The 16,720-nt window shown below is 72.2% G+C and carries 19 protein-coding genes; 8 read left to right on the plus strand and 11 right to left on the minus strand.

Translation table 11 applies throughout. The features are described 5' to 3' along the window. The first annotated feature begins 33 nt into the window (after positions 1-33). Complete coding sequence (locus IRX98_RS07065; RefSeq protein ID WP_224275168.1) at positions 34-1,701, plus strand: substrate-binding domain-containing protein; 1,668 nt, start codon at positions 34-36, stop codon at positions 1,699-1,701. A 218-nt stretch (positions 1,702-1,919) separates the two neighbouring features. Here the strand turns inward: IRX98_RS07065 and IRX98_RS07070 are convergent, their stop codons facing one another. From IRX98_RS07070 to deoC, 3 genes are read right to left on the minus strand one after another with little or no spacing between them, the layout of a single operon-like run. Further along, on the minus strand, positions 1,920-2,780 hold the full coding sequence (locus tag IRX98_RS07070; RefSeq protein WP_224275170.1) for an aldehyde dehydrogenase family protein: 861 nt from the start codon (positions 2,778-2,780) through the stop codon (positions 1,920-1,922). Continuing rightward, positions 2,777-4,216, minus strand: a complete 1,440-nt coding sequence (locus IRX98_RS07075; protein WP_224275173.1) for an aldehyde dehydrogenase family protein — start codon at positions 4,214-4,216, stop codon at positions 2,777-2,779. Before IRX98_RS07075 ends, IRX98_RS07070 begins: the two co-directional genes overlap by 4 nt. An 11-nt stretch (positions 4,217-4,227) precedes the next feature. After that, positions 4,228-5,205 (minus strand): deoxyribose-phosphate aldolase, encoded by a 978-nt coding sequence (deoC, locus tag IRX98_RS07080; protein ID WP_224275175.1) that lies wholly within the window; start codon positions 5,203-5,205, stop codon positions 4,228-4,230. A 78-nt stretch (positions 5,206-5,283) separates the two neighbouring features. Here deoC and IRX98_RS07085 point away from each other — a divergent pair, with 78 nt between their 5' ends. Then, positions 5,284-5,886 carry a hypothetical protein gene (locus tag IRX98_RS07085; RefSeq protein WP_224275177.1) on the plus strand — a complete coding sequence of 201 codons (603 nt, stop codon included), beginning with the start codon at positions 5,284-5,286 and terminating at the stop codon, positions 5,884-5,886. Positions 5,887-5,916: 30 nt separating this feature from the next. Here the strand turns inward: IRX98_RS07085 and IRX98_RS07090 are convergent, their stop codons facing one another. Beyond that, on the minus strand, positions 5,917-6,561 hold the full coding sequence (locus IRX98_RS07090) for a TetR/AcrR family transcriptional regulator (protein ID WP_224275180.1): 645 nt from the start codon (positions 6,559-6,561) through the stop codon (positions 5,917-5,919). A gap of 73 nt (positions 6,562-6,634) precedes the next feature. Between IRX98_RS07090 and IRX98_RS07095 the strand changes: the two genes are divergently transcribed. Then, entirely contained in the window at positions 6,635-7,582 is a 948-nt protein-coding gene (locus IRX98_RS07095; RefSeq protein WP_224275182.1) for an NAD(P)-dependent alcohol dehydrogenase, read from the plus strand. Here the strand turns inward: IRX98_RS07095 and yidC are convergent. The 3 genes from yidC to IRX98_RS07110 are packed head-to-tail and all read right to left on the minus strand — an operon-like array spanning position 7,572 to position 9,223. After that, positions 7,572-8,363, minus strand: a complete 792-nt coding sequence (gene yidC, locus IRX98_RS07100) for a membrane protein insertase YidC (RefSeq protein WP_224275186.1) — start codon at positions 8,361-8,363, stop codon at positions 7,572-7,574. The two genes, IRX98_RS07095 and yidC, sit on opposite strands and share 11 nt — an antisense overlap. Positions 8,364-8,418: 55 nt before the next feature. After that, positions 8,419-8,730, minus strand: a complete 312-nt coding sequence (locus IRX98_RS07105; protein WP_224275188.1) for a hypothetical protein — start codon at positions 8,728-8,730, stop codon at positions 8,419-8,421. Positions 8,731-8,770: 40 nt separating this feature from the next. After that, the gene (locus tag IRX98_RS07110) at positions 8,771-9,223 is read right to left on the minus strand and encodes a hypothetical protein (protein ID WP_224275191.1); all 453 of its coding nucleotides are present in this window, start codon (positions 9,221-9,223) and stop codon (positions 8,771-8,773) included. A gap of 268 nt (positions 9,224-9,491) precedes the next feature. On the opposite strand from IRX98_RS07110, the gene IRX98_RS07115 reads away from it, so the two are divergent. Continuing rightward, positions 9,492-9,989, plus strand: coding sequence for a hypothetical protein (locus IRX98_RS07115; RefSeq protein ID WP_224275194.1), 498 nt, complete (start codon positions 9,492-9,494; stop codon positions 9,987-9,989). On the opposite strand, the gene IRX98_RS07120 is transcribed toward IRX98_RS07115, so the two are convergent. Further along, complete coding sequence (locus IRX98_RS07120; RefSeq protein ID WP_224275196.1) at positions 9,940-11,595, minus strand: phospho-sugar mutase; 1,656 nt, start codon at positions 11,593-11,595, stop codon at positions 9,940-9,942. The two genes, IRX98_RS07115 and IRX98_RS07120, sit on opposite strands and share 50 nt — an antisense overlap. A gap of 52 nt (positions 11,596-11,647) precedes the next feature. Here IRX98_RS07120 and IRX98_RS07125 point away from each other — a divergent pair, with 52 nt between their 5' ends. Continuing rightward, on the plus strand, positions 11,648-12,019 hold the full coding sequence (locus IRX98_RS07125) for a VOC family protein (RefSeq protein ID WP_224275199.1): 372 nt from the start codon (positions 11,648-11,650) through the stop codon (positions 12,017-12,019). A gap of 16 nt (positions 12,020-12,035) precedes the next feature. Then, a complete protein-coding gene (locus tag IRX98_RS22575; RefSeq protein ID WP_224275202.1) occupies positions 12,036-12,680 on the plus strand; it encodes an MOSC domain-containing protein in 645 nt (214 codons plus the stop codon). Between the two features lie 52 nt (positions 12,681-12,732). On the opposite strand, the gene tpx is transcribed toward IRX98_RS22575, so the two are convergent. Next, positions 12,733-13,230, minus strand: a complete 498-nt coding sequence (gene tpx / locus IRX98_RS07135) for a thiol peroxidase (RefSeq protein WP_224275204.1) — start codon at positions 13,228-13,230, stop codon at positions 12,733-12,735. Between the two features lie 75 nt (positions 13,231-13,305). Here tpx and IRX98_RS07140 point away from each other — a divergent pair, with 75 nt between their 5' ends. Beyond that, a complete protein-coding gene (locus IRX98_RS07140; RefSeq protein WP_224275206.1) occupies positions 13,306-14,616 on the plus strand; it encodes a DUF2252 domain-containing protein in 1,311 nt (436 codons plus the stop codon). Between the two features lie 21 nt (positions 14,617-14,637). Here the strand turns inward: IRX98_RS07140 and IRX98_RS07145 are convergent, their stop codons facing one another. Both IRX98_RS07145 and IRX98_RS07150 read right to left on the minus strand, forming a co-directional pair. Next, positions 14,638-15,615: an aldo/keto reductase gene (locus tag IRX98_RS07145; protein WP_224275210.1), complete on the minus strand. Its 978-nt coding sequence runs from the start codon at positions 15,613-15,615 to the stop codon at positions 14,638-14,640. A gap of 43 nt (positions 15,616-15,658) precedes the next feature. Further along, positions 15,659-16,033: a MerR family transcriptional regulator gene (locus tag IRX98_RS07150; RefSeq protein ID WP_224275214.1), complete on the minus strand. Its 375-nt coding sequence runs from the start codon at positions 16,031-16,033 to the stop codon at positions 15,659-15,661. Positions 16,034-16,122: 89 nt separating this feature from the next. Here IRX98_RS07150 and IRX98_RS07155 point away from each other — a divergent pair, with 89 nt between their 5' ends. Further along, complete coding sequence (locus IRX98_RS07155; RefSeq protein WP_224275216.1) at positions 16,123-16,713, plus strand: hypothetical protein; 591 nt, start codon at positions 16,123-16,125, stop codon at positions 16,711-16,713. Positions 16,714-16,720: the final 7 nt, after the last annotated feature.

Raw genomic sequence — 16,720 nt, forward strand, 5'->3', positions numbered from 1 at the left:
AACCCCCGATTGACGTTCTTGTGGGAGGACCTCATGAGTCAGGACGACTCGACTGCGCCCGAAAGCGCGGACAACTCCGGAGCCGCCGTACGCCGCTCCGGCAACCCCTTCGTGCTGGGCGGACTCGCGCTGGTGCTCGTGCTCGCCTTCATCACATTCTTCGCCATGCGCGGCAACAGCGACACCCCCGGGGGCGCCGACTGCGTCTCCGAGCAGGTCACGCTGACCACCGCGCCGGTGATGGAGGAGCTGGTCCGCGAGGCAGTGAAGGACGTCAACGCCGACGAGCCCTGCATCGACATCGAGGTCACCACCGGCTCGGTGAAGGACGTGGTGGCGCTGCTCAGCGACCCCGACGCCCAGCTGCCCGACATCTGGATCCCGGACAGCCCGACCTGGAAGGGCCAGCTCACGGCCGCCGGGTGGACCGGCTCGCCGATCGCCGAGGTGCTCGCCCAGACGCCCGTCGGCCTCATCGGCGGCCCGGCCGCCAAGGCGCCCGCGTCGTGGGCCGGTGTCCTCGACGGCGGCAGCCTGGCGATGGCCGACCCGAGCGCCGAGGGCGCCTCGGCGCTCGCGCTGCTCGCTCCTTACGCTGAGATGAAGAAGACCGGCGAGACCGCCGCGACCATCGAGCAGAAGACCGTCCCGGTCGCCCAGACCTACGGCGAGCGCGCCGTGGCCGGCAGCGCCAACGAGACCGACCTCTCCACGATCTCCGCCTCCAGCACGCAGCTGGTGCCCGCCACCGAGCAGGCCTACCTCGCGGCCCGCCGCAGCAACGACCAGCTCAGCCTCGTGGCACCGAAGACCGGTGTGCCGATGCTGCAGTACCCGCTGATCGACGTGAACCGCGGCAACAAGGACATCCTGGCCTCCGGCGGGGACATCTCGGCGCGCGTCGGCCGTGCGGTGACGCGCTGGTTCACCTCGAGCGCCGGCGTGGAGGCGATCGCCGCCGCCGAGCTGCGCGGTCCCGACGGTGCCCCGCTGCCCAACGACATCGGCCTCGGCAACGCCCAGGTGCTCAACACGGTGCCGCAGAAGACCACCGACGACGCGCTGCGCCAGTGGCGCGTGCTGTCGGTGCCCTCGAGCATCCTCGCGGTGGTCGACCTGTCGGGCTCGATGAAGACCGCCATCGGTGACACCACCCGCATCCAGCTGGCCGTCACGGCCTCCCAGGTCGCGCTCGACGCGTTCCCGGCCCAGGCCCGCATCGGCATCTGGGGCTTCTCGAAGAACCGCGGCGAGGGCGGGGCCTCCTACGAGGAGTACGCCACCCTGGACCGCCTCGACGCGCCGGCCGGCGATGCCGGCACCCACGGCGACGTGGTGCGCAAGGTGGCCGGCGGCCTCCCCGGCCGGGTCAACGGTGGCACCGGTGTCATGGACACCACGCTGGCGGCCTACAAGTACGCCCAGGAGAAGTGGGACCCGGCGTGGTTCAACTCCGTGGTGATCATGACCGACGGCGCGAGCGACGACTCGAGCTCGCTGTCGCTGGAGTCGCTGGTCAACCAGCTGAAGTCGGTCCGCGACCCCGCGAAGCCGGTCAAGGTGATCATTATCGGCATCTCGCAGGACGCCGACACCGGTGAGCTCGAGCAGATCGCTGCGGCGACCGGCGGGCAGAACTTCCTGGTGGAGAACCCCAACGAGATCCTCGGCGTGCTGGCCCAGGCGCTGCTCAACCGCTGAGGCTCCTCGCTCCGAGCAGACAACAGGGATGGACTTCCACTCGCAGGAGTGGAAGTCCATCCCTGTCCTGCGTCGTCCACGCTCAGCGCTCGATGTACTCCCACCCGTGCGTGTGGAAGTACATCCGGCACCGCGGGGCAGCCAGCAGGGCCCAGAGACAGTGGAGCTCCTGTGCCGGATGTCGGCACAGGAGCTCCACGATGGCGCTGGGGGAGAGGTCAGACCCCGATCGGGTGCCAGACGGTCTTGGTCTCCATGAACCGGGTCATCCGGTCCAGGCCGGGCTCCAAGAGCCAGTCGGTGTCGGGGGCGGGACGGCGTACGCGCTTGAGGTTGTCGGCCGCGGCCACCTCGAGCTCCCTCGCCACCTCGGCGTCCTCGACGCCGGTCAGGTCGAGGCCGTTGACGTCCATGTGCGAGGCCAGCCACGGGGCGATCTCGGCCTGCGAGCCGGTGAGCACGTTGACCACGCCGCCGGGCAGGTCGCTGGTGGCCATGACCTCGCCGAGGGTGATCGCTGTCAGCGGGTTGTCCTGGCTGGCGATCACCACGACGGTGTTGCCGGTGACGATGAGCGGCGCCACGACGCTGACCAGGCCCAGGAGGGCGCCCCGGGGGGCGACGACGGCGATGACGCCGCTGGGCTCGGGGGTGGAGAGGTTGAAGAAGGGGCCGGCGACCGGGTTGGCGTTGCCGACGACCTGGGTGATCTTGTCGGCCCACCCGGCGTACCAGACGAGGCGGTCGATCGCGGCGTCGACGTAGGTCCTGGCCTTCGCCGCGGAGATGCCCTCGGCCGCGCGGAGCTCGGCCTCGAGCTGCTCGCGGCGGCCCTCCAGGACCTCGGCGATCCGGTAGACGACCTGCGCACGGTTGTACGCCGTCTTGCCCGACCAGCCGCCGAAGGCCGCGCGGGCGGCCACGACGGCGTCGCGGGCGTCCTTGCGCGAGGCCTGCGCGGCGTTGGCGATCAGGCGGCCCTTGGCGTCGTTGACGACGTAGGAGCGGCCCGACTCCGAGCGGGGGAACTGGCCCCCGATGTAGAGCTTGTAGGTCTTGCGCACGTCGATGCGGCTCACGAGTCCGCTCCCTTCAGGTAGGCCTCGAGCCCGTGGCGACCGCCCTCGCGGCCGTAGCCGGACTCCTTGTAGCCGCCGAACGGCGAGGTCGGGTCGAACTTGTTGAACGTGTTGGCCCACACCACGCCGGCCCGCAGGCGGTTGGCCATGGACAGGATGCGCGAGCCCTTGTCGGTCCACACGCCGGCGGAGAGGCCGAACGGCGTGTTGTTGGCCTTCTCGACCGCCTCGGACGGGGTGCGGAAGGTCAGCACCGACAGGACGGGACCGAAGATCTCCTCGCGCGCGATCCGGTGGGCCTGCGAGACGCCGGTGAAGACGGTCGGGGCGAACCAGTAGCCGTTGGTGGGCAGCTCGCACGGGGTCGACCAGCGCTCAGCGCCCTCGGCCTCGCCGATGTCGGAGAGCTCGCGGATCTTGGCCAGCTGCTCGGCGGAGTTGATCGCACCCACGTCGGTGTTCTTGTCGAGCGGGTCACCGACGCGCAGCGTGGCCATGCGGCGCTTGAGGCGCTCCATGACCTCGTCGGCCACGGACTCCTGCACGAGCAGGCGCGAGCCGGCGCAGCAGACGTGGCCCTGGTTGAAGAAGATGCCGTTGACGATGCCTTCGATCGCCTGGTCGAGCGGCGCGTCGTCGAAGACGATGTTGGCGGCCTTGCCGCCGAGCTCGAGGGTGACCTTCTTCTCGGTCCCGGCCACCGCGCGGGCGATGGCCTTGCCGACCTCGGTCGAGCCGGTGAAGGCGACCTTGTCGACGTCCGGGTGCGACACGATCGCGCGGCCCGTGTCGCCGGCGCCGGTGACGATGTTGACCACGCCGGGCGGGAGGTCGGCCTGCTGGCAGATCTCCGCGAAGAGGAGTGCGGTCAGCGGGGTGGTCTCGGCCGGCTTGAGCACGACGGTGTTGCCGCACGCCAGCGCAGGCGCGATCTTCCACGCCAGCATCAGCAGCGGGAAGTTCCACGGGATGACCTGGCCCGCCACGCCGAGCGGGGTGGAGCCGTAGCCGGAGTGCTCCAGCTTGTCGGCCCAGCCGGCGTAGTAGAAGAAGTGGGCGGCGACGACGGGGATGTCGACGTCGCGCGACTCCTTGATCGGCTTGCCGTTGTCGATCGACTCCAGGACGGCGAGCTCGCGGCCGCGCTCCTGGATGATCCGGGCGATCCGGTAGAGGTACTTGGCGCGCTCGGCACCCGACATCCGCGACCAGACGCGGGTGTAGGCGCGGCGGGCGGCCTTGACGGCCTCGTCGACGTCGGCGTCGTTGGCCTCGGCGACCTCGGCGAGGACTTCCTCGGTCGCGGGGTTGACGGTCTTGAACGACGTGCCGTGGCCGTCGACGAACTCGCCGTTGATGAACAGGCCGTAGGACGGCTTGATGTCGACGACGGCGCGCGACTCGGGGGCGGGGGCGTACTCGAAGATGTTGCTCATGTGACTCAGCCTCAGTCCAGCGTGAAGTAGTCGGGACCGGAGTAGCGACCGGTCGTCATCTTGGTGCGCTGCATCAGCAGGTCGTTGAGCAGCGTGGACGCACCGAAGCGGAACCAGTCGGGATCGAGCCAGTCGGGACCGGCGATCTCGTTGACCATCACCAGGTACTTGATGGCGTCCTTGGTGGTCTTGATGCCGCCGGCGGGCTTCACGCCGACCATCTGCCCGGTCTGGTCGCGGAAGTCGCGGACCGCCTCGAGCATGATCAGGGTGACCGGCAGCGTCGCCGCCGGCTGCACCTTGCCGGTGGAGGTCTTGATGAAGTGGCCGCCGGCCATCATCGCGAGCCAGCTGGCGCGACGGACGTTGTCGTAGGTCTGGAGCTCGCCGGTCTCGAAGATCACCTTGAGGTGCGCGTCTCCACAGGCCTCCTTGACCTGGACGATCTCCTCGTAGACGTCGAGGTAGCGACCCGACAGGAACGCGCCACGGTCGATGACCATGTCGATCTCGTCGGCGCCGGCCTCGACCGCGTCGCGGGTGTCGGCGAGCTTGATGTCCATCGCGGCGCGACCGCTCGGGAACGCCGTCGCGACGGCGGCGACGTTGACGCCGCTCTCGCCGAGGGTCTGCTTCGCCGTGGCGACCATGTCGGGGTAGACGCAGACGGCGGCGGTGGCGGGGCAGGACGGGTCCGCGGGGTCGGGGCGCATCGCCTTGGAGGCGAGCGCGCGGACCTTGCCGTGGGTGTCCTGGCCCTCGAGCGTGGTCAGGTCGACCATCCGGATGGCCAGGTCGATGGCGAAGGCCTTCGACGTGGTCTTGATGGACCGGGTGGCCAGGCCTGCGGCGCGGGCCTCGCACCCGACCTGGTCGACCCCGGGGAGGCCGTGGAGGAATCGGCGGAGCGAGGACTCCGAGCGCACGATGTCGTCGAAGACGCCGGCGCTGGAGGCTGTGCTCGCCGTGGAGCTGGAAGTGGGTGTCACCGACCCAGCATAGAGTTGGCCGCGAGCACCCGGACAATCCACGGAGGGCCAGAGTCTGCCCAAAAGGACGAGGAGAACATGGCACCCCTGCAGGACCACTCGGACGACGTCGTGGAGCGGTTCCACCCCACCAGCGGACAGGTCACCGGGTGGCTCGCGGTGGTGGGTTCGGCGGTCGTCGTGCTGGCCGGCCTGGCCTACCTCGACGCCGGCTTCCCGGCGTGGGTCGTGGGGCTCGCGCTGCTGGTCGGGGTGTTGGCGTGGGCGGCGATGCTGCGCCCCGCGCTGTGGGCCACTGACGAGCACCTGGTCATGCGCAACCTGGTGGAGACGGTCCACATCCGCCTCGCCGCGGTCGAGGAGATGGCGGTGCGCCAGGTGCTGGCCGTGCGCGCGGGCGACCGCCGCTGGGTGTCCACCGTGGTGGGTCGCTCGTGGCGCAAGGCGGTCACGGCCCGGCCGTCCGCGTCGGGCGAGGCGCGCGAGGGCATGGCCTACGCCGACTTCGTCGAGACCCGCCTCTACGACCTGGTCGACCAGGCCCGTCGGGCCGAGGGGGTCAGGCCCGGGTCGAAGGAGCAGCTGGCGCTGCCCGACGCCGTACGCCGCACCCGGGACCGGCTGCCCCTCGCTCTGATCGCGGTGGCGACGCTGGTGCTGGTCGTGACGTTCTTCGCGTGACCTGGTTTCGAGGCTCGCTGTGCTCGCACCTCAACCGACGCCGGCTACGAATCGCGCCTCGATCCCGTCGAGCACCAGTGCGAGGCCGTACTCGAACTCGTCGCCGTAGGCGTAGTCCCGGCCCGTGATCCGCTCCGCGACGAGCTCGCTCATCCAGGGGCGGTCGGCGAGGGAGGCGGCGATCTCCTCGATGAACTCGTCGGCCGTGCCGGGCTCGAACGGCAGGTTCACCTCGGTGAGCACGAAGCCGTAGGTGTAGGCGTCGAGCACCGAGAAGGCGTGCGCGGCGAGGGCCACCGGGAAGCCGTCGGTGCGCAGGCAGCCGAGCACCGCGTCGTGGTGGCGCAGGGTCGCCGGGCCGGCGGAGCGGCGGGACTCGACGAGTCCCAGGCCCCACGGATGGGCCGCGAGGACCGTGCGGGCCGAGCGGGCCCGTGCCTCCATCTCGCTGCGCCACGGCACACCGAGCGACGGGGTCAGGATCTGCGCGAAGACCCAGTCGGCGAGCCCGTCGAGGAGCGCGTCCTTGTTGGCGACGTGGTGGTAGAGCGACATGGCCTCGACGCCGAGCTCGCGTCCGACGCTGCGCATGCTCACCCCGGCCAGGCCGGTGGCGTCGGCGACGCGGCTGGCGGCGTCGATCACGCGCGCGGGGGTGAGCGGTGGTCTGGACACGATGCTCCTCGTTTGTGGGACTTACATCCGTAAGGCTACTCTCTCCTGCATCAGGCTTACAGGCGTAAGGGAGATGGTCGTGAGAGCAGCAGTCGTGGAGCGGTACGGGCCGCCGGAGGTGGTGCAGGTGCAGGACGTGCCCGAGCCGCGCGCGGGGAAGAGCCAGGTCGTGGTGCGCGTCCGGGCGACGACCGTCAACTCCGGTGACGCCCGCATCCGCGGCTGCCGCTTCCCTGCGGGCTTCGCGGTGCCCGGTCGCCTCGCGCTCGGCTGGAACGGCCCCCGGCGTCGCGTGCTCGGCGTCGTCTACTCCGGTGCCGTCGAGACCGTCGGCCCGGCTGTCGAGGGCGTCGCGGTGGGCGACGAGGTCGTCGGGATGACCGGCGCCGGCATGGGCGCCCACGCCGAGCTCGCCGCCGTACGCGCCGACCGCCTCGTGCCAAAGCCGGCGTCGGTGTCCCATGCCGACGCTGCAGCCGTCATCTTCGGCGGCACCACTGCGCGACACGTGCTGCAGGACGTGGCGACCCCCGGGACCCGGGTGCTCGTCAACGGCGCGTCGGGTGCCGTCGGGTGCGCGGCCGTGCAGGTCGCGCACCTCGCCGGGGCTCGGGTCACCGCCGTCTGCAGCGAGCGCAACGCCGACCTGGTCCGCTCCCTCGGGGCCGCCGAGGTGGTCGACCACGGTGGGACGTCGGTGCACGACCTGCCTGCGGCGTACGACGTCGTGCTCGACGCGGTCGGCAACCTCGACCGCCGCTCGGGCCGCCGCCTGCTCGCGCCGGACGGCGTGCTCGTGCTCGCCGTGGCGAGCCTGCTCGACACCGTGCAGGCCCGCGGCGCCGTGCGCGCGGGTCCGTGGCCGGAGGACCCGGCCCACTTCGCCTGGCTGCTCGACCGCCTCGCGGCGGGGGAGCTGCAGCCGGTGGTCACGCAGACCCTGCCGCTCGCCGACATCGCCGAGGCCCACCGCGTCGTCGACTCCGGCCGCAAGGTCGGCAACCTGGTCCTCACCCCCTAGCCGCGGCCGCCGCCGTGCCCGGGGTGGGGAACCAGCGCGCGATGACGACGGACTGGCCCAGCGTCCAGGCTGAGTTGCACACCCAGTAGGCCAGCAGCGTCACCGGCACGACGCCGCCCGCGACCAGCAGGCCGAGCGCCGACAGAGCGGGCACCAGCTGCTGTGCCGACAGGACCGCCTCGGGCATGCCCTCGGTGAGGGTGTTGCGCGCCACGACGTGGCGCTGGGTGACGTACGACAGCGCGGCGGCCGTGACGGCGAGCCCGGCCACGACGGCGAGGTGTGCCGGCCCGCCCCCGAGGTAACCGCTGCCGGCCAGGGTGACGCCGAGGACCGACGCGGCTCCCAGGGACGACACGAGGCCGGGGCCCATCGCGCCGACCGCGGTCCCGGAGGCGACGTCCGAGAGCACGTGGTAGAGCGCGAGCCACACGGGCAGCTGCAGCAGCACCGGCAGGCACCCGAGCCGGCTGACACCGTGCTCCGCGGAGACCCGGCGGCGCTCCTCGAGATGGCGGCGCAGGGCCTCGGCGTCCGGGCGCTCCCCGAGGCGGCCGGACAGCTCGCGCAGGTGGGGCCGTGCCCGCGCGCCGGCGTGTGCCTGGCGGACGCCGTGGACGACGGCGGGGAGGAGGGCGAGACGCAGGACGACGACGACGGCAGCGACGCACAGCAGCCAGGTGGCGCCCGCCGTCGGGTCGGCACCGAGGGCGGTGAGGGCGTCGTGGGTGGCCGCGAGGACCGCGGCGAGGGCGTGCGAGATCGGTTCGAGCAGGGACATGCGGAGGCTCCTGGAAGAGGTGGGACGGGTCGGACGGACGTCGCGGTGCGACGGGTCAGACGAGTCCGGGAGCGCGCGGACGCTGCGGGTGGTGGACCACGTCGGTGGAGCGTCCGGCCAGGTGCACGAGCACCTCACCGGCCCACCTGGCAGGCAGCATCAGCACGCGCGACGGCGGCAGCACCAGGAGGTGACGCGAGCCGAGCAGGGCGGTGGCCGCGGTGCCGAGCGCCGCGATGACGAGCACCGACTCCGCGGAGGTCAGGGGCGCCAGCGCGGACGCGGCGAGAGCGGAGGCGACGCCGACGAGGAGCAGCGTGAGGACGGACCGGCCCCGTGCGAGTAGCTCGCTGGCGGTCCGGGTCACGTCCACAGCGTACGCCCGGGGCGGGGCAGGTGGGCCCGGCTCAGCGCAGCTCGTGGGCGCCGAGGTCGGCGCGGCTCGTGGACGGGCGCCGCACCAGGCGTGCGGGGTGGGCGTACTCCCAGCGCGGGCGCCACTGGCGCGGGACTCGCACGCCCCGGTCGACCGCCGGGGAGGAGGTGCGCAGGTGGTAGTCGTCCGCGGCGGCGTCGACGAAGCCGTCCGGACCCACGCGGCGGTTGGCGCGGGCGCTGGCCGGCGGACGGCTGGTGAGCTCCCCGGGCCCGACGAGCAGGTTGTTGCGCAGGTGCGCGACGGCGCCGTCGGCGAGCGCGACGAAGGTGCCGGCCGTGCGCCGGTTGACGAAGGTGTTGTGCACAACCCACACGGTGCGGGAGCGGTGGGTGAGGCCCTCGGCGCCGTAGGACACGAGCGTCGATTTCTCCGAGCGCGGGCCCTGCACGACGACGTTGCCGGCCACGAGGGTGGCGACCACCGTTGGGCACGTCGATGGAGTAGCTCGCGGTGGCGTCGGCGTCGTCGATCCGGTTGCCCACGATCGTGGTGCGTGCGGCCCGCGACTTGACCTCGTGGCCGACGTCGGCGCCCCAGAGCCAGCTCCCGGTGACCGTCAGCGAGCGGACCGCGCCGACGTAGAGGTTGTGGGTGTAGCCGTCACCGGCGCCGCTGCGGAAGAAGCGCGAGCGACGGATGACGATGTCGCTGTCGGGATCGGCGCCGGTGAGGATGCCGTTCTGGTTGTCGTGGAACCAGCTGCGCGTGACGGTGAGGTCGGTGCCCTCCTGACGGATGCCGGCGCCGTTCTGGTCCGGCACGGCGGCGCCGCTGAGCTCGATGCGGTCGACCCGTGTGCGGTCGCCGGCGACGACCCAGATCGCCTTGCCCTGGGCGCTGCGGCCCGCGGCGCGCAGGTGGGCGCGACCGCCGACGCCGCGCAGCGTGAGGTCGTCCTGGGTCCACGTGGTCACGTCGCCGTCGTACTTCCCGGCGTCGATGAGCACGGTGTCGCCGTCGCCCGCCACCGCCGCGGCCTGGCTGGGCGCGGTCAGCTCCCGGTCGGGCCCGACCCGCCACGTGCGCGGTCCGTCGTCGGCGTACGCCGTCGGGGTCAGCGCCGGGGCGGGCGCGAGGCCGAGGAGGACGAGCGTGAGGGCGAGGGCGAGTGGCTTCGAGGCTCGCTCCGCTCGCGCCTCAGCCACCGAGCACGGGACCGAAGGCGACCCCGCGCAGGTCGGCCTTGATCGCGTCGAGCCGCCCCGCCGCGGAGATCCGGGCCGCGTCCACGTCCTCGTCGCCCACGGGGATGACGACCTCGAGGTAGCACTTGACCTTCGGCTCGGTGCCGCTCGGGCGGACGATGACGCGGGCGCCCTCGGCGAGCGTGTAGCGCAGGCCGTCGGTCGGGGGGAGCAGGTCGGAGCCCTCGGACAGGTCCTCGACGCGCTCCACCGCGAGCCCGCCGAGGGTGCTCGGCGGCGTGGCGCGCAGGCGCTCCATGGTGGCGGGGATGTCAGCGAGGTCCTCGAAGCGCACCGAGAGCTGGTCGGTGGCGTGCAGGCCGTGCTCGCGCGAGATGTCGTCGAGGATGTCGGGCAGCCCGCGACCGTCGGCCTTGGCAGCGGCGGCGAGCTCGCAGACCAGCAGCAGGGCGGAGACGCCGTCCTTGTCGCGGACGTGCTCGGGGTCGCAGCAGTAGCCCAGCGCCTCCTCGTAGCCGAAGGCCAGGCCCTCGACGCGACCGATCCACTTGAAGCCGGTCAGGGTCTCCTCGTGGGGCTGCCCCGCGGCGGCGGCCATCTTGCCCAGCAGGCTCGAGGACACGATCGAGTTGGCGAAGACGCCGGTGGCGCCGCGGTCGATGAGGTGGTGGGCGAGCAGGGCGCCGACCTCGTCGCCGCGCAGCATCCGCCAGCCGTGGGCGTCCGGCACGGCCACCGCGCAGCGGTCGGCGTCGGGGTCGTTGGCCACGACCAGGTCGGCGCGGTGCTCGGCCGCGAGCGCCATGGCGAGGTCCATCGCGCCCGGCTCCTCGGGGTTCGGGAAGGAGACCGTGGGGAAGTCGGGGTCGGGGTGCTCCTGCTGCTCCACGACGTGGGGCGCGTCGAAGCCGGCCGTCTCGAGCACCTGCGCCACGGTCGTGCCGCCGACGCCGTGCAGCGGGGTGTAGACGATGGAGAGGTCGCGCGGACCGTCCTGGGCGAGGCCGGCGACGGTGTCGAGGTAGTTGTCGACGATGTCCTCGCCCACGACCCGGCCCGCGTCGCCGCGGGGGAGGTCGGTCAGCGGACCGACGGCGGCGATCCGCTCGGCGATCTCCACGTCGGCCGGCGGCACGATCTGGCTGCCGTCGCCGAGGTAGACCTTGTAGCCGTTGTCCTGCGGCGGGTTGTGGCTCGCGGTGACCATCACCCCGGCCGCGCAGCCGAGCTCGCGGATCGCGTAGGCGAGCAGTGGGGTGGGGAGCGTGCGGGGCATCACCAGGGCCTTGAGGCCGGCGCCGGTCATGATCTCGGCGGTGTCGCGGGCGAAGACGTCGGAGTTGTGGCGGGCGTCGAAGCCGATGACCACGGACCCGCCGGCGTGGCCGGTGTCCTTGAGGTACGCCGCGAGGCCGGCCGCCGCGCGCGTGACCACGACGCGGTTCATCCGGTTCGGGCCGGCGCCGAGCGCGCCGCGCAGGCCCGCCGTGCCGAACTCGAGGGTGCCGGCGAAGCGATCGGCCAGGTCGGTCACCTCGCCGCGCTCTGCGGCGTCGACGAGGGCCTCGAGCTCGGCGCGGGTGTGCTCGTCGGGGTCCTCGGCGGCCCAGGCGCGGGCCTGCTCGAGCAGGGGGGTCAGGTCGGTCATGGGGCGCACGCTATCGGGCGTGGCTGTCGGTGGGCGCTGTCAGGATCTGCCCATGATCGATCACCTGGGCATCAACTGCACCGACCTGCAGCGCGCGGCGACGTTCTACGACCGGGTCCTGGGCGTGCTGGGCCATCGCCGGGTCATGGACGTGGGAGTGGCCATCGGCTACGGCACCGACGAGCCGGACTTCTGGATCAGCACCTTCGACGGGATCGGGCCCAACCGTGAGGTCCATGTCGCCTTCCGTGCACGCGACGCGGCAGCGGTGCGGGCGTGGCACGCCGAGGCCGTCGCTGCCGGCGCCGAGTCACTGCACGAGCCGCGGCTCTGGCCGGAGTACCACCCCGGCTACTTCGGCGCCTTCGTCCGCGACACCGAGGGCAACAACATCGAGGCGGTCTGCCACACCGGCGACTCCTGACGGTTAGCGTGTGCGCGTGCCAGCCGCCGTCCGCTCCGTCAGTGCAGGCAGCCCCGAGCCGGTCCCGGGGCTCAAGCGCCCCAGCGGCATCCGCAAGCGCCCGGTCGAGGTGATCGAGGTGCGCGACCCCGGCCCGAAGCGAGGTGGGCTCGGCAGTGGCGTGGTCGGCGACGCGATCATCAGCCGCAAGCACCACGGCGGCACGACCCAGGCGGTCTACGCCGTCGCGCGGGAGGAGCTCGACTGGTGGGGCGACCACCTCGGTCGCGAGCTGCCCGACGGAATGTTCGGTGAGAACCTCACCACGACCGATCTGGAGGTCGACACCGCCGAGGTGGGCGAGCTGTGGCGCGTCGGCGGCACGTTGCTCGAGGTGTGCGGCCCCCGCATCCCCTGCGCGACCTTCGCCAAGCACATGGCCGAGCGGGCATGGGTGCGCCGCTTCGCGGAGCGAGGACTCACCGGGGCCTACCTCGCGGTCCGCGAGCCGGGAGCCGTCAGGGCCGGAGACCCGGTCGAGGTGGTGCACCGGCCCGGGCACGGGCTGAGGCTGCCGATGTACTTCCGGGCACTGATGGGCGACAAGGAGCTGGCCGCCGTCCTGCTGGACGCGCAGGTGCTGCCGCAGGTCGAGCACGACTGGCTGGCCTCGCGCCAGTGACGTCGGGGCGACGTCCCGGTGCGAGACCAGCCGGCCGGTGCGAGCAGGTGGGTCAGGACAGCGCGGCGACCGCGGCGTCGTAGTCGGGCTCCTGGCCGATCGCGTCGGTGAGCTGGGTGTGCAGCACGGTGCGGTCGGTGTCGAGGACGACGACCGCGCGGGCCAGCAGGCCCTGCCAGCCGCCGTCGGCCATCGCGACGCCGTAGTCCTGGCCGAAGCTGGAGCGGAAGGCCGAGCCGACCTCGACGGCCTCGATGCCCTCGGCACCGCAGAAGCGGGCCTGGGCCAGCGGGAGGTCGACCGAGACGTTGACGACCGTGGTGTTGTCGAGGCCGGCGGCGAGCTCGTTGAACTTGCGCACGCTCGCCTGGCACACGCCGGTGTCGATGCTGGGGAAGATGTTGAGCACGACGCGCTTGCCGGCCGCGTCGGCGTCGGTGACGGGCTGGAACTTCAGTCCCACCAGGTCCCAGCCGGGTGCCTGCGAGCCGACCGCGGGGAGCTCGCCCACGGTGTTGACGGTGTTGTCGCCGAGTTGTGTGGTTGCCATGGCGCAAACCTAGCCGCCCCGCACACCCCGGTCGTACGCCACGGGTCACGGGTGGACGGCCCCTAGAGTGCCCCCATGGCCGCCACCGACCGCACCGCCGTGATCGTCGACGTGCTCCGCGACGCCTTCGCCCCGCTCATGCGGGCCGATCCGGCTGCCTTCCGGGCCAAGTACCGCAAGATGGCCCGCGACCCGCACGCGTTCTACCGCGGCACCGCGTGCCTGTTCTACAGCGACGTCACGGCCGAGGCCGACGACTGGTCGCGCCACGGCGCCGAGCGGATCTGGATCCACGGCGACCTCCACGTGGAGAACTTCGGCACCTACCTCAACTCCGACGGCCGGCTGGTCTTCGACATCAACGACTTCGACGAGGCCTACCTCGGCCGCTTCACGTGGGACCTCCAGCGCTTCGCCGCGAGCCTGGCGCTGGTCGCCTGGCAGAAGGCGCTGCCCGAGGACGCGATCCGCAAGCTCATCGCCCACTACGTCCGCTCCTACCTCGCGCAGGTCAACCACTACGTCGCCTCCGACTCCGACGACGACTTCGAGATCACCCTCGACACCGCCCACGGACCGGTGCTCATCGCGCTGGAGGAGGCACGGGCGATGCGGCGCGCCGACCTGCTCGACGGCATGACGGTGATGCAGAAGGGCATCCGGAAGTTCGCCGATGACGCCTCCACGCGCCGGCTGCCGCGCGAGGAGCGCACCGAGGTGGTGGCCGCCTTCCGCGCCTACCTCGACACCATCCCGGAGTCCAAGCGCTTCGACCGCGAGCTCTTCTACGAGCTGCGCGACGTCGTGGGCAAGTCCGGCTTCGGCATCGGCAGCGCAGGGCTGCCGGCGTACAACGTGCTGCTCGAGGGCTACAGCCAGGCCCTCGACAACGACGTCGTGCTCAGCATGAAGCAGGCCAACATCCCCGCGGTGGGCCGCTTCGTCGACACCAGCGACGTCGACGCCTACTTCGACCACGAGGGGCACCGCACGTCGGTCAGCCAGCGCGCCCTGCAGGTGCACACCGACCCGCTGCTCGGGCACACGCAGATCGGCGGCGTCGGCTACGTCGTCTCCGAGGTCTCGCCCTACGAGGTCGACCTCGACTGGGGGGAGATCAACGAGCCCGCCGACATGCGTGCCGTCGTCGAGCTGCTCGGCCGGGCGACGGCGAAGATCCACTGCGCGTCCGACGAGGACAGCGACCAGGACCTCATCGACTTCCAGGTCGAGGAGGCCATCGCGAAGTCCCTCGAGGGCCGCCGCAACGACTACGTCGCCTGGCTGGGCGACTGGGGCATCGCGTACGCCGAGCGGGTGCGCCAGGACCACGCACTGTTCGTCGACGCCTTCCGCGAGGGCCGGGTCGGCATCGCCGCCACCTGACCCTCGCGGGCTGCCTGCGCCTCAGGCGTCGATGCTGGACATGTCGGGGTAGCGCTGCCCGACGACGGCGTCGCGCGGGACGGCCTGCTCGAGGGAGGCGAGGTCGTCGGCGGTGAGCTCGACGTCGGCGGCACCGACGTTCTCCTCGAGGTAGCGCACGCGCTTGGTGCCCGGGATGGGCACGACGTCGTCGCCCTGCGCCAGGACCCAGGCGAGCGCGAGCTGGCCGGGCGTGCAGCCCTTGGCAGCCGCGATCTCGCGGACCTTGTCCACCAGCGCGAGGTTGGCGTCGAGCGCCTCGCCCTGGAACCGCGGGTTGGAGCTGCGGAAGTCGCCGTCCTCGAGTGAGCCGGTGCCGATCGCGCCGGTGAGGATGCCGCGTCCGAGCGGGGAGTAGGGCACCAGACCGATGCCGAGGCCACGGATCGTGGGCAGGATCTCGTCCTCGAGGTCGCGGGTGAAGAGGGAGTACTCGGTCTGGAGCGCGGTGATCGGGTGCACCGCGTGCGCCCGGCGGATCGTGTCGGCGCCGGCCTCGGACAGCCCGAGGTGCCGGACCTTGCCGGCCTCGACGAGCCCGGCCATCGCGCCGACGGTCTCCTCGATCGGGACGGTCCGGTCGACGCGGTGCTGGTAGTAGAGGTCGATGTGGTCCACGCCGAGCCGCTGGAGGCTGGCATCGCACGCCCGTGCGACGTAGTCGGGGGACCCGTTGATCCCGACCCAGCTGCCGTCGGGGTTGCGCTCGTTGCCGAACTTGGTGGCCAGCTGCACCTCGTCGCGGCGCCCGGCGATCGCGCGCCCGACCAGCTGCTCGTTGGTGAAGGGGCCGTACATGTCGGCGGTGTCGAGGAAGGTGACGCCCAGGTCGAGGGCGCGGCGGACGGTGTCGATCCCGGTCTGCTCGTCGGTGGTGCCGTAGAACTCCGACATCCCCATGCAGCCGAGGCCGAGGGCCGAGACGGTCAGGGAGCCGATCTGTCGCTTCTGGATGCTCATGCCCTCCACCCTGCTCCTTGGAGCGCGCTCCAAGTCAAGGGGCTCACGAGGCGGGGTTCACCCTGTTCTCGTACAGCGCGATCTTGTGGTCGATCGCCCGCAGGTGGGAGGAGACCTCGGCCAGCTGGTGCTCGACCAGCTCGCGGTGCGCGAGCAGCAGCGCGAGCCGCTCGGCCTCGTTGCCGTCGCCCTCGCGCACCAGGGCTGCGTAGCGGCGTACGTCGCGGATCGGCATGCCCGTGGCGCGCAGGCGGGTGACCATCTGGATCCAGCGCAGGTCCTCGTCGGTGTAGCGGCGGTGCCCCGACGGGGCGCGCTCGACCGAGTGCAGGAGCAGGCCGTCGCGCTCGTAGTAGCGAAGGGTGTGCGCCGTCAGGCCGGTCTGCTCGGCCGCCTCGGCGATGCTCAGGCTCGTCACCCGACCAGTCTCCGCCTTGCAGCGCGCTCGAAGTCAAGGTCGAGGTCGAGGAGGCGCCCGGCTTGTGCGGGCACGGCTAGTTTCGGGGCATGAGCGCATCTCGGCGGGACCTGGTCGTCACGGCCGCGGTGGCGGGGCCGGGCCTCGTGCTGGCCGCGGCCGGGCTGTTCCACCCCCACTCGCTGTCCTGGGCCACCGCGCCGCGCTGGACCCTGCTGCACGTCGCCGGCCTGTTCGTGTTCCCCCTGGTCGGCGTGGCGCTGATGTGGCTGGTGCGGGGACGCCCGGACCCCGTCGCCTGGCTGGTGCGCGTCAGCGCCTTCGTGTACGCCACGGCGTACACGGCGCTCGACGTCATCAGCGGGATCAGCGCGGGTTACGTGACCTGGCGGTTGGGCGAGGGCGTGGCCCGGCCGGACGAGGTGCGCCACCTCTTCGCCATCGGGGGCCGCCTCGGTGAGGTGGGCTCCTGGGCGCTGGTCGCGTGTGCCGTGGTCGTGGCCGTCGACGCCCTGCGGCGGACCGGGCGGCTCGCGCTGCCGGGCCTGCTGCTGGTGCCCGGCGCATGGCTGGTGCACACGGACCACATCTTCGCGCCGACCGGGGTCGTCGGGATGGCGCTGGTCGGGCTTGCCAGCGGGTGGCTCGCCTACGCGAGATCGGCGACACTGAGGCCCTGAAGGTCGG

It is taken from the genome of Nocardioides lacusdianchii (genome assembly GCF_020102855.1).
In the GTDB taxonomy this organism is placed as follows: domain Bacteria; phylum Actinomycetota; class Actinomycetes; order Propionibacteriales; family Nocardioidaceae; genus Nocardioides; species Nocardioides lacusdianchii.